General features: G+C 44.2%; 10 protein-coding genes. 2 read left to right on the top strand and 8 right to left on the bottom strand.

What is annotated here, in order from left to right:
* Nucleotides 1-59 precede the first annotated feature (59 nt).
* The 5 genes from L976_RS21465 to L976_RS21445 form a co-directional block, all read right to left on the bottom strand.
* A complete protein-coding gene (locus L976_RS21465) occupies nucleotides 60-377 on the bottom strand; it encodes an ankyrin repeat domain-containing protein (protein WP_047539895.1) in 318 nt (105 codons plus the stop codon).
* 42 nt (nucleotides 378-419) lie between these two features.
* Nucleotides 420-983 (bottom strand): hypothetical protein, encoded by a 564-nt coding sequence (locus L976_RS21460; protein WP_047539893.1) that lies wholly within the window; start codon nucleotides 981-983, stop codon nucleotides 420-422.
* A 700-nt stretch (nucleotides 984-1,683) separates the two neighbouring features.
* Entirely contained in the window at nucleotides 1,684-2,253 is a 570-nt protein-coding gene (locus tag L976_RS22535) for a hypothetical protein (RefSeq protein ID WP_052184049.1), read from the bottom strand.
* A gap of 48 nt (nucleotides 2,254-2,301) precedes the next feature.
* Complete coding sequence (locus L976_RS21450; RefSeq protein WP_047539891.1) at nucleotides 2,302-2,625, bottom strand: hypothetical protein; 324 nt, start codon at nucleotides 2,623-2,625, stop codon at nucleotides 2,302-2,304.
* A gap of 7 nt (nucleotides 2,626-2,632) precedes the next feature.
* The gene (locus tag L976_RS21445) at nucleotides 2,633-2,836 is read right to left on the bottom strand and encodes a hypothetical protein (protein WP_047539890.1); all 204 of its coding nucleotides are present in this window, start codon (nucleotides 2,834-2,836) and stop codon (nucleotides 2,633-2,635) included.
* A gap of 619 nt (nucleotides 2,837-3,455) precedes the next feature.
* On the opposite strand from L976_RS21445, the gene L976_RS21440 reads away from it, so the two are divergent.
* Nucleotides 3,456-4,649, top strand: coding sequence for a serine hydrolase domain-containing protein (locus L976_RS21440; RefSeq protein ID WP_047539888.1), 1,194 nt, complete (start codon nucleotides 3,456-3,458; stop codon nucleotides 4,647-4,649).
* A gap of 162 nt (nucleotides 4,650-4,811) precedes the next feature.
* Here L976_RS21440 and L976_RS21435 read toward each other — a convergent pair whose 3' ends face one another.
* The 3 genes from L976_RS21435 to yjjX all read right to left on the bottom strand — a co-directional run bounded on the left by L976_RS21435 (nucleotide 4,812) and on the right by yjjX (nucleotide 9,151).
* The gene (locus L976_RS21435) at nucleotides 4,812-7,262 is read right to left on the bottom strand and encodes an ankyrin repeat domain-containing protein (RefSeq protein ID WP_047539886.1); all 2,451 of its coding nucleotides are present in this window, start codon (nucleotides 7,260-7,262) and stop codon (nucleotides 4,812-4,814) included.
* Between the two features lie 268 nt (nucleotides 7,263-7,530).
* On the bottom strand, nucleotides 7,531-8,460 hold the full coding sequence (locus L976_RS23000; protein WP_047539883.1) for a bifunctional helix-turn-helix transcriptional regulator/GNAT family N-acetyltransferase: 930 nt from the start codon (nucleotides 8,458-8,460) through the stop codon (nucleotides 7,531-7,533).
* Nucleotides 8,461-8,611: 151 nt separating this feature from the next.
* Nucleotides 8,612-9,151 (bottom strand): inosine/xanthosine triphosphatase, encoded by a 540-nt coding sequence (yjjX, locus tag L976_RS21425; RefSeq protein ID WP_037414615.1) that lies wholly within the window; start codon nucleotides 9,149-9,151, stop codon nucleotides 8,612-8,614.
* A 268-nt stretch (nucleotides 9,152-9,419) separates the two neighbouring features.
* Here yjjX and L976_RS21420 point away from each other — a divergent pair, with 268 nt between their 5' ends.
* The gene (locus tag L976_RS21420; RefSeq protein ID WP_047539881.1) at nucleotides 9,420-11,987 is read left to right on the top strand and encodes an acylase; all 2,568 of its coding nucleotides are present in this window, start codon (nucleotides 9,420-9,422) and stop codon (nucleotides 11,985-11,987) included.
* The last annotated feature ends 202 nt before the right edge of the window (nucleotides 11,988-12,189 follow it).

Below are 12,189 nucleotides of genomic sequence, written 5' to 3'. Positions count from 1 at the left end.
CTAGAACAGCGGAGCCTAACGCGATTTTTGTTTATAGGGCTTTTAGTTGGCTTTGATATCTAGCTAAAGGATTTACCGCCATGGTGGCTTAAATAGCTCACCATACGCAGACTTTCAGTGGTATAGCATCCCATGCGAAACTCTCCTTGCCAGTAAGCAATATCGAGCGGACGATACCCCAGCGCATTTGGATGATTCACATCGGCACCCGCATCCACTAATAGTTTGAGCAGTTCAAAAGACTGTAGATCACAGGCATGCAACAGTGCCGTCATCCCATTCTTATCAACGCCTTCAAGATCAGCGCCATTAGCAATAATGCGCTTAACCGCAAGTGTATCCTTGGCTTTAACTGCATGGATAAGTTCAGTGCTCATAGGGATATTTAACCTGTTCCTGTGAAGCAAATTTAAAGGAGATCAATCAGAAACGCCCAAGTGAAGCAATACAACTCCTTTCTTGCCCTCGATAGCAAAATCAACCCATTCCATCTCGTACCATTCATCCGTTATCAATGAAACAGCTAAAACCCTTTTGACCTCTAGCAGCGCATCAAGTTGATCACTTATCTGTTTGATAAATTCGTCTCTAAAGCTTTTTATGGACATTGAAAAGGCGTTATCGACATCCTTAACAGAAGCAAAAGCTGAGCCGCAACCGCTCGGTGTTGTAGGTAGGATATAGGAAAAAAGCCAATCATGAAGTGCTGCATTGATCTCACTACGCCAGTCTATGACTTCACTAAAGCTAACCGTGGCATCCTTATAAAAACCCTTAAGATAATTTTCCGTTGCAATCTCTAATGGTTTTGGTGCATCAATTTTAATGATTTCAAACGTATAGCCGTGATTCGTTTTATTGTTTACATAGGATAGCCCTGTGAGTATCCCGTTTATCGTACCCAATTTATAGTCAAAGTTGTCCATTTCAGTTACTACACGCCTTAGCCATTGAAAACGGCAACCAATAATTCTATCTGCCATTTTAAATCAACAACATAATCTGCTTTCGGCTTCCCCTCAAGCGAATAGTGATTGAGATTGCTTTAAAGACGTGGCAAAAGTGGCTGTTAACATTAGTCAATGTGAATAGGCTCGCCATGGCATTGACTCACCGACACGCAGCAAGTCCGTCCTTGGATGCTCGACCGCCCCGTCTGATGTGAATGGATTCACGAATGCCGCGATGGCATGGATGCCAAAAAGCGGCCATGGGGGCGGACGGTCGTCTCGCTAATCACCATGGCTCACCTGTTTAACATCGGTGTCGCCTGTTTATTTTAAAGCAGATATGTTGCTTGTTTTGGGACAAAGCCTTGTTAGATAATTCACCTTTCTTAGCCAGATTCGGATTAGCTCTTCTAATAGCAACGCTTCGTTTGGCTACAAACCAACCAACACTCGATATCTCCAGTCGAAATAGGCATAACAGGGGCATGAACCAGTATTGATTCATCTTAAAGGAAAAAAACGCCCCAAAATAGCTGCAAATGGCGGCCTAGGACTGGTTTTTGGGGTGGCGTGAATCAGTCTGATGTAGAGTGATTCAAAGATGGATTACGAGCAAACAATTATAAGGAAATTTATGGATAATGCCGAAATCAGCCGCAAATAAAATGTGGATATGTTTTTAAGGTACTTTGTAAAAATAGGCGACGTTGCGAACGTAGTAAGAATACTTTGGTTAACTCTTCTGCTCAAAATAATTGATTTTTTCTATTGAAATCGCGCTTCTTTTTAGCCACATGCATACTACCGCAAACAATAAATTGAATGTATGCCTAGAGCCAAATCCGTCCAGTAAGTTCTTCTCAAAGCTTTTGTCACACTTAGTTCCACCTTGAATAACTATGCTATTCAAAGCTTGTGGAATGCCAGGTTCCGACCTCAAAATTGCCAGCATTCTGTCTTTATTTGCTTCATCATCTAACTTTGCAGAATCTAGATTGTGAGCAAAGTCATTTCGAATAGCCTTGAACTTGTTCAGTTGAGAACGAACACCGACACTAATAATTCCTAACCTATAACACATCTCAATTTTCGATGAAAATGTACCCAATGGAGCACCTCGCCCAGAAAATAATTCATCGTTCTTATTAACTGGACTTAGTAAAAATGCCTTTAGGTTATCTTCCAATGCAGAATCGAGTAAAGATGCAGAAAGAATAACAGCACCACGATCACTTTCTGCAGATAACTTCTCGTGGTTTTCTAGAAATACTTTCTCCGCATCGGGACCTAAAAAATACTCCATAATCTTCCTCTGATAATACTGCTGACAGCATGATTTATTAATAATGAGTTACTTGGCTACAATATGCTTGAACTTATAACGAGTTATAAACACCATGAATAAACCGACTATAAACAAAATTGATCCAGGAGCAGCTTGTGCAATTTTAGACTCAGCACCTAGGAGTTTTATATCCCAGTCAGAAGCTCCGCTAACACCTTGAACAAAGAGATATATACCGCCAATAATAGCTGCCAGACCCAAAAATAAACCCGTAACAGAGTACATTAATTGATATTTAGCTAATGTTGCTTGAGTTTCTGGTGCTGTATTTTTATTCACCTGTGAACCATTGACAACAAAGGTTCGATTATTGTTAGAAGAGTTTGACATGTTGACATTAATTCCTTTCTGCGGGCTTCCCGAATTCAGCTGTGATTTTATCCAAGATGGAGTTTTCGGCATTAAAGCTAAGTTTTCCATCTTTTAAAATAATTTCAGTCTTGGAAATTTCTTCTTCGGTTAGAAATATTGCGAGCTTAGTTTTCGTAGAAGCCAAAATTCCTGATGCTAAGTCGAAGTTTCCTGTTTGTTTGATCGGCATACGACCAGACCTCCTTTACTCGTGATTTTTTAACCTTTAACACACGCCTAATAAAGACAAAAAACTCATCTCTTTTACAAAATAGCACTATCTATGCTTGCACGCAAATGTCATAACTTATTGTATAACAAAAACATATTGCAACATCTTTCGATATTTCATTCGCTCATTATCCAACAGAATTTAACGAGCCACCCATTGTTAAATTTTCTAAAAATTATGGTAAGCGTTACTCGGTTTGCTTTGCATGACGAGCAGGCAGCACTAAAGCTACTGGAGTTCACTATCCCCTAGGAGTTGCCGCAGGGCAGTCGAATCAGGGGGAGCGTCTGATGCGATAACATAAGGGACGCTAAATGCCCAAGGGGTTTTCAACTCCGTCAGGGGCGTCTTGGCTGATGTGAAAACGATAGGCAAGGAGGATAGGACGAGCAGTTCTCTTTGGTCGACTCTTTATTAAAAATCAATGGGGGTGAAGCCCCACGACTTTGACTTTGCTTTTAAAAACTCAATCCATACTTTAATTGCTCATCTCAAACGCCGCAACACTATGAAAACTTATGATAAGCTGGCCGCTTTCTAATCAGGCAATATTTGCTAATTAAGTTAAGGATAACCCATGCGTTTGAGTGTTATCGGCTCCCTGCTATCGGGGTTGTTATTATTCCCAAGTGCCAATAGTGTTGGCGAGTCGTTTGAAACTGCGATTGTGTCGGAAAGCGCGCAAGGCGGTCAGTCAGTTAAGCTTGAAAGCCAAACAGCATCCTCTGTCTCAAAGACTGCGGAGATTAAGAGCTTAATCCAAGCCGCGATCAAGGATTCGCCGCAGCCATTTAGTGGCAGTGTCATTCTGCTTGAAGAGGGGAAACCACTGTTTGAATTGCAAAAGGGTGAAGGTATTAGTAAAGATTCGCGCTTTGTGATGGCATCGCTCTCTAAACAAATCACTGCAACCTTGATATTACAGGCGGTTGATGCGGGGAAACTCGATTTAACTCAAACGCTTAATCATTACCTTTTGGGTGATGCGAAGGGAGATAACAAGGTACTAAAAGCCGTTGTGGCGGGCACAAATTCAAGTGCAAACGCTTTAAATCCCAGTCGATATGATGAGCGGATTACGCTGCATCAACTACTGACGCATACATCGGGCGTCGATAAACTGGGTAAGGCCAATCGATTTGAGCCTGGTCGCCAATTTGAATACTCGAACTTTGGTTATTCACTGCTTGGGCAAGTGCTTGAGAAGGTTAATCACCAATCCTTTGCCGAGCAAGTGGCGCAGTTTGCAACGCGATACCAGCTTCATGGTTTGAGTGCAGAGCTTGGCAGTATTGCGGCTATTCACAGCAAAGTGCCTTCACTCGCTGTAGGTTTACAGGAAAGCGAGGTGATTGCCCCCTCTGATTTAGTGCTTGATGAAGCTTTGTTGCCCGCTGGCGGACTTATTGCCTCGGCGGCCACTTATGCCGACTTTCAGCAGCAATTACATGCTGGCAAGTTGTTGAGTCCAGAGAGTTATCAAAGGATGACCACTGCGTATATCGAGTTGCCATTTTTGTGGCCGAATATGCGTTATGGTTATGGAATAAGGATCAATAAGGACGATGGCCTCGTCGAATACAGTCATACGGGTTATTTAACCGGTTATATGTCGATGACGCTGCATTATCCCGAATTTAATATGGATTTGGTGATGCTGGAAAATCTATCGCTAAATCTCAATGATCGCGCTCGAGTATTTGAACTGCATAATCAGATCCGCCAAATTATCCGTAGCCAGTTGCTGCTTGCAAAAGCTTCTAATGTTTAAGCCTCTGATGTTTAATTAAACCTTAGCTTTCGCCATTATGTTGGCGAATAGACTGCTAAGTCTGCTGATCCGCGGTTAGGCTTAAACTCGAAAGTATAAAGCCCCTTTAAGTGACGATATAAAAGGGGCTTTATCTTGGGTTGCTAGCTAAGGTGCTCACTGCTACCAAAAGCGCTTTCTTAGTGCGGTTTCGATTTCAATTTCTACCCTAAAGTATTGCAAAATTGTCCAAACAGAATCGACTAAGGCTTCGGTAAGTGCGGGATAATCATCCCCGATAACCTTGTTGATTTCATCAACCATTTCATCGAGATAGTCCTGAACCCCTTCTTCAAATTCGGCTTTTGTCGCTTGATTGCGGAAAAAGCTAAAGTTGTCGAGCTTTTCAATCAATAGTTCCACCAGTTCTTTAACCGAGTTTAACTGTTGAGCCGTGATGCTTGGATCGCTGGCTATCGGCTTAAAGAAATGCAGCACTTTGTTTTTGAGATCAAATAGCGTCGGGATTTGGCTTCTATCCACCGCCGCATCACTGACCTCTAATCTGGCTTTATGAGTATGTGCAGGTTTTGGCGCCTCCACATGGGTTGTGCCACATTCAAGCGTAAGCGATGCGACTTCTGGCTTCGCTACGTGATGGTCGATAACTGTGGGGGTGGGGGGTATTTCACGCCCTAGCTTCTGTAATAGCCGACGTTGGAAATAACTTTGTGGCAGGGCTTTACTCAGAGCTTGCTCAAGTTGGGACTCACTGTAGGGGACGATTTGCAGTAGTACTTCGAAAATCTCTTTATATTCCTGCTCCATAGTCACGCTTAGCGGGTTATTACCGATACTATTAGTTACGGTTAAGTCAGCGCCATATTGCTGCAATAGTCTTAAGATCCGCACCGCCGTTGATTCAAAGCGAGGAAACTCATTCGAGCTGCCGCCCATCACGGCGCAAAGGGCGGGGGTGGTGTCTTCGGCATTGATGGCATTGGGGTTGGCGCCATGTTCGAGTAACACCTCAACGCAGGACTGCGCGCCGTAATAGCAGGCGCACATCAGTGGTGTAAATTGTTCATCTACTGAGAATTCTTCAATTTTGGCTCCGTGGCTTAGTAATAGTTCCACTGTATTACGCCGCATCGGGCCAGTAATCTGATCCCACCAGTAGGTCGAAATCGCCTTGTGCAGAATAGGCGAATTATCATGGCCGCAATGGGTAAAAATATCCCCGCCTTGGTTAATCAGCCATTCAAGTACTTGGGTTCGACAGGCGATGGCCGCAGCGGACACATAGTTAGTGTTGTAGATATTGGTGAGACTTAAATCGAGTCCCTTGGTGAGCAGATATTCCATCACTTGGATAAGTGTGGCTTGATCTTCTTTACCCGAACCACGTTGGCAGATAGTCAGCAAGCTTGGTTCATCCACCGCACCAAATTTTTTATTGATATCCATACCATATTTTATGAAGAGGTCGAGAAACTCCGGTAGAAAGGTTTTCTTCTCGACCATTGGATAAACCAATAGTCGCAAGTTCGACCAGGCCAACATTTCGTAGGGTTTACCCGCATTCATAAATACAGAATTGGGATCCGCGCCATATTTGAGCAACAGCTCTAGTACTTGATAGATATATTCCCGTTGATTCACATCGGTAAATTGGGCGTTATTAATAAATTGGTTGAGCACGGGGGAATGGTCGGCGTCAGGCGGTGTCATCCTATAGATGCGATTGATATCGACGGTCGCCTTAATCAATTTTTCGATAATTCTGAGGTCAAATTCTGAGGTCAATGCCGCATAGAGCAAACTTTTAGCGTGGGAGTCGGCTTTGAGCTGCGGATAATGATCTAGCAGATATTCAGTGTATTGTTGTGATTTAGCGTAGACACAGAGTTCGAGTAAATTGGCGTCATCCCAAAAGCTGCTATCGTTGGCCATAATATAACGGGACTTTTTAAACTCAGGATAGCGTTTTACTAATGGCGCGAAGGCTTCAACTCCCCAAAAGTCGCTGGAAAAAATAATCTCTTCAATCAGGCTTAATTGGCCAATGTCCAAATAAAGATCTTTATTAATGAGATGTAAAAAGACATCTTTACTGCGCTCAGCATAAAGGATTTCTAAGGGATGATTTAACTCGCCATTGGTCCAAAAACTTACTGAATGATTGATATCCAGCCCCAGTTCAAGCAAGTGATCGAGCATGATAATCCGCTGATTATCTTGGTAGATATACTGAGGATTTGGATGAAATAAGTAGTTTAACCAGCAGTTATTAAATTGATTTTGATAGTAAACGTTAGCACCAGCCTTGAGGTAGAGCTTTACCAACTCAGGATTATTAAACTCAATTGCTGCGTGCAGGGCACTAAAGCCATTGCATTCAATTTGAGCGCCATTATCCAGCAGATATTGTATCAATTCGAGGTCGGATTCAGGGCTACGAGAAAGCGGGACTAACACATTACAGGGGGAAATATCGGGATCAATAAAATTAATATCACCGCCATTGGCGAGGTACTTATTAATTTTTTGAATTTTCTTGGCTGTAGACAGCTCGTTATTAACACATATTTCCCGCAGGGTGAGATTATTATCACCAAAAATCCAATTTAGCATGGGCTTCCCTATTTAATGCTTTAACAATAATGCAGCAAAATCATTTCAAATAAACATCATTTAACTGAGTGATTTTGTGTGTATTTTAATATGGTTAGCCACTAAAACTCTATGCTAATAAGGAGAATTAAAGACTGATTTTAGTTGAATAAGTGATTAACTGTGTTGGTTGGCATTGATTGCCGCTTATTATCAGGCAGGATGTTTAGCGAAGAATATAGCGGGGATTTACTCGGTTGGCAGACCATCCGTGGCCTGCTAAATGGAATTATTTAGGTTGCAATGGTAATAACATCGGGATCTCACAGGCATCGTGGCCAGTATTTCCTAGTGGTGCGCTCAGAGAGTAAAAACCTAAGTGTTCATAGAGCTTGAGTGCTTCTTTTAATATCGCAGTCGTTTCTAAGTAGCAGCTTTGGTAACCCGTTTGACGGGCAAAGTCGAGAGCGAGTAATGCTAAACGTTTAGCTAAGCCTTTACCGCGGATTTCGGGCATAAAGTACATTTTTTGTAGTTCACAAATGCCTGCATTATTGGCAAGTGGGGCAATGCCTGCACCACCAACGACTCTACCTTCATATTCAACAACCCAATATTGAGCACCCGCTTGCGAATAAATTTGACTTAAACAATCTAAGGTCGGGTCGGCCACGCTATAGCCTTTATCTGCGGTCAAACCATATTCGGCAGATACATCGCGGATAACTTGGGCTATGGCGGCATCATCGGTGGCAGAGGCTGCACGAATAATATAGCCCGATTGCTGTTTGGCTTTATCTATTGCTTGGTTGTACTGCATCAGCGCCTGCTCAATATGGTGTATTTGATCAGGGGTGAGTTGCGCTAATATTTCTTGAAACAGCTGATTTTGTTGGTTATCGAGTTTTGCGAGTAGCTTTTTACCCGCGCTCGTCAGTTGTACGACAAGGCAGCGATTATCCTTTGGATGCATTTGGCTCTGGGCGAGATGCTTATCGATTAAGTGCTTTATTGCTCGGCTAGCATTGGATTTATCAATACTTAGTTTGCAGGCGAGATCTTTAATGGTTTGCGGTTGATTACCGATCTCAAGCAAAGCATGGGCTTGCACGGGGGAGAGAGGTAAATCACCGACTGCTGCGTTAAGCATGCCTAAATGCCTCACCATATAGCGAGAGAGCTGCCGGAGTTGGCTAGATGAGTCTAAATCATTTGCCATAGTTTAATTAAACGCCTTTACGTTATGCAACGTTGAGCCTGACGAGTACTGCAAGCCGGTGGGCTAGCTAGGCTTATATCGCATAATTTAGTTGCAAGTTACAACTAAATTAGCGGGATTTGCGTTGTTTTGCAATATTTTATTAACAAATTTATGGGTAAATCTCGGGATTTAAAAACGGCGCCATCGCGAGGATGATTGCTTGGGTATAATTGCTTTCACGAGTAGCGTGGCCGTGGGTGAGCAGGCCTATTGCGCCACCTTTTTGCTTGATATTAACAGTGTTAAATAATCTATCCATTACATGGCCTAATTCTTCACCCGCTTCAAGTGCTTGATAAACCTGCATCGGCAGCGGTAACAGTGCGCCACGGCCAATGCTTAAGCGTTGCTGGTGAGCAATCGCAATATAGGCAAAGGTTGCTGGGCCAAACTCGAAATGGTCGACGCCGCCTTCCATCGCAAAATAATAATCAGCTTCGGTATGCCGTTGGCAATAGTTAACGCGATTCACTGCACCTTGGCGGGTATCGCTATCTGTCATGGGTTGGGCGGGGACGCCAGAAGGTGCGTCCATGCTGAGGGTTTCAATCTGGGATTCAGGAAACAGCAGCTTCATCGCATTGGTCGCAGCATTCACTTTGACGGGGTTTTTCGACCCAACGATTACCTTGATAATATTTTGTTGCATATAAGTTATTTATTTTGATTTTTAAAGTGGACGCTCATATGGATCATTGCTTAAATGGTCGGAGGTGTCTCGCCTATGGGTTTTCTATTCTGCCATATTCATTGCTATGACTCAGTAAAAACAGCTCAGTAAAAGCAAATGTTTGGGGAGCAAATAGCCATAGCCGAGCATCAGGAAGCGACATGCCATTATTGCTCCTTCAGTAAGTTAGCTGATTTAAGCAGTAAAGCGATGTCATTGAAGGAACCAAAATTAAGAGATAATAATAATGAAATTCAACAAACTCATGATCGCGATGGGGATGGCCTGCGGGGTGATGCTCACAGGCTGTAACGATAGCGAAGATAGTACTCCACCTACCGAACCTGAAACCCAACTGCAAACCTTTGCCCCTAATGGCTTACTCAAAGCCAATATCCGACGAACCACCTACGGCGTACCCCATATCCAAGCCGACAATTTAGAAAGCCTAGGTTTTGGTAGCGGTTACGCACAAGCGCAGGACAACCTCTGTGTACTCGCCGATGGTTTTATTAAGGCGAATTCCCAGCGCTCTATGTACTTCGGCCCCCATGCGTCGATAGATTTCACCACAGGGCTACCTACCGCCGAAGATAATGGCAACTTAATCTCCGACTTTGCCTACAAAGCCTTAAAAATCCGTGCGCAAGCCGAAGCTAAGTGGCCGCAGTTTAGTGAACGCTCTCGTGCATTAATCCAAGGTTTTACCGCGGGTTATAACCAGTATCTTGCGGATGTGGAGGCGGGTAAACAAACAGCAGAACCTTTCTGTGGCGGCCAACCTTGGGTAAAACCTATCGTGCCTGAAGATGTGGTCACTTATTTGTTTTCCATTGCATTGTTACCCGGAGCGGCTAACTTCCTCGATTTGATTTTCTACGCTAATCCTGGGGATGCGCAGGAATATATGCCACGTATCGTGGGGCCTGCGCCAAGCCAAGAGCAGACCGCGTTTGTTAGCGATATGCAGTCTAAATTGATAGCCCGTGCAGCCCGTATTACCACGCCAGAAACCAATCCTCGGGATTTAGGATCTAACGGCTGGGGACTGGGTAAAGATAAGACCGAAAATGGTCGCGGTATGGTGCTGGGCAACCCGCATTTCCCGCACACGGGTAACCTGCGTTTTTGGCAATCCCATATTACCATCCCTGGGCATTTAGATATGATGGGTGGCTCGCTGGTGGGGATGCCTGGCCCGATCAATATAGGTTTTAACAAAGACTTAGCTTGGACTCATACCTTCTCAACTGCTGAGCATTTTGTGATGTACAACCTTGAGTTGGTCTCGGGCGATAGATTGCAATATCTGTTTGATGGTAAGCCCATGCCGATCAATAAAGAGACGGTTTCTATCATAGTGAACGCCGGTCCTGCGGGCATGTTAGTGGCTGAAAAGGATATTTACACCACGGCCAAAGGCCCTATGGTTGAGGCGCCACCTACGCTTGCGCCTTTTGGTTGGGATGATGGCAGTGCCTTTATGATCCAAGATGCCAATATGGCGACAATGGATCCTGTCGATCACTGGCTCGCCATGAACTTAGCGACCAATAAAGATGAATTTCAACAAGCCTTTAAAGATTACGACGGGGTTATTTTCAACAACACTATGTATGCCGATAAAGAGGGTAATGCCTTCTATATCGACGACTCGACAGTACCCGGTTTGTCCGAGTCTGCCGTTGTGCTGTTAAAGACTTCGCCCGATATTAAGGCGGCAAAAGAGAAAGCAGGCTTTACTATTTTGCCGGGTAATACTTCCTTGTTTAGCTTTAGTGGCCCCACGCCCTATGAACGTGCGCCTAAGCTGGAGCGTAGTGACTTTGTGCAAAACTCCAATGACTCCTTCTGGTCAACAAACTTGAATGAGCCCCTGACGTACTTCTCGCCTATGTATGGCCCAGAAGCAGGGCAATTATCACTGCGTACCCGTATGGGATTAACGCTAATGCAGGATGCAGCAGGGAGCGATGGTAAGTTCAATCTCCAAGAGTTGGAGGCTGCCGTATTATCAAATCGTAGTTACTTGGCTGAACTGGTCTTGCCGGCATTAATTGCCCAATGTGAGGCACAAGGCAGTACGCCTGTGGTAGTGTCTGCCAGTTTATCAAAAGATCTCACCTCAGCTTGTGCGGCGTTAAAAGCCTGGAATGGTAAGCAAGATAATGACAGCAAAGGCGGCGCCTTACTGCGCGAATTTGCCCATCAGTTTAATCAAAAGACGATGCTGACCAAGAGATTTGATCCCGCGAATGCGGCGACCACTCCGAATACACTGGCTACCGACGGCAGTGCATTAGTGGCGCTTGCTCATGCGGCGCTGAATTTAGAAGCCGCAGGTTTTGCTTTAGATGCACCGCTAGGTGATGTGCAGTTTGTCGAGAAGTCTCTTCCCGATGGTACTGCCAGCGGAGCGCGTTTGCCTTGGCCAGGGAGTCACAACGCTGAGGGTGGTTTTAACGTGTTTTCAACTAGCTTGTCAGGCGACGATACGTTAATTCCACAACATAAATATGCGCCTCTGATGGACGTCGTTACAGGCAAAGCCATGGGTTCTGGCTTAACGGCGAAGGGATATCAAATACGTTATGGTTCAAGTTGGATGATGGCGGTGAGCTTTACCGATGAGGGCCCTGTTGCGCGCGGCATGCTCACTTATTCTGAGTCGAGCAATTTACTGTCGCCTTCGTTTACCGACCAAAGCAATCTGTATTCCAGCAGTAAGAGTTTCCGTCCTTTACTGTTTAAGGAAGCTGATATTGCGCCAGCCGTAGTCTCAACCACTGAGTTGGTGCTGCAAAAAGCCCAATAATGCTGCGCTAGTCGGGTGGTGATTCATTGGCCCACTTAGGTGGGCCTTTTTATTGGGTGGGCTTTTTATAGGTTGTTCAACGTTACAAAATGTAAAAATTTAACAATGCCGCTAGTGATCTAGTTCAAGTTTTTATAGTGGTTGTTTGAGCTTTGTTGTATTTATCGGTTTTTTGCGATTTAACACGTTTTTGTGGCTTTTA

The organism is Shewanella sp. ZOR0012, from assembly GCF_000798835.1.
Lineage (GTDB): Bacteria > Pseudomonadota > Gammaproteobacteria > Enterobacterales > Shewanellaceae > Shewanella > Shewanella xiamenensis.
This window is presented reverse-complemented; position numbering and strand designations above follow the sequence as displayed.

Bases quoted from the DNA above. Each gene is read 5' to 3' on its own strand.
- L976_RS21465 (WP_047539895.1), bottom strand. From the start codon at position 377: ATGAGCACTGAACTTATCCATGCAGTTAAAGCCAAGGATACACTTGCG.
- L976_RS21460 (WP_047539893.1), bottom strand. From the start codon at position 983: ATGGCAGATAGAATTATTGGTTGCCGTTTTCAATGGCTAAGGCGTGTA.
- L976_RS22535 (WP_052184049.1), bottom strand. From the start codon at position 2,253: ATGGAGTATTTTTTAGGTCCCGATGCGGAGAAAGTATTTCTAGAAAAC.
- L976_RS21450 (WP_047539891.1), bottom strand. From the start codon at position 2,625: ATGTCAAACTCTTCTAACAATAATCGAACCTTTGTTGTCAATGGTTCA.
- L976_RS21445 (WP_047539890.1), bottom strand. From the start codon at position 2,836: ATGCCGATCAAACAAACAGGAAACTTCGACTTAGCATCAGGAATTTTG.
- L976_RS21440 (WP_047539888.1), top strand. From the start codon at position 3,456: ATGCGTTTGAGTGTTATCGGCTCCCTGCTATCGGGGTTGTTATTATTC.
- L976_RS21435 (WP_047539886.1), bottom strand. From the start codon at position 7,262: ATGCTAAATTGGATTTTTGGTGATAATAATCTCACCCTGCGGGAAATA.
- L976_RS23000 (WP_047539883.1), bottom strand. From the start codon at position 8,460: ATGGCAAATGATTTAGACTCATCTAGCCAACTCCGGCAGCTCTCTCGC.
- yjjX (WP_037414615.1), bottom strand. From the start codon at position 9,151: ATGCAACAAAATATTATCAAGGTAATCGTTGGGTCGAAAAACCCCGTC.
- L976_RS21420 (WP_047539881.1), top strand. From the start codon at position 9,420: ATGAAATTCAACAAACTCATGATCGCGATGGGGATGGCCTGCGGGGTG.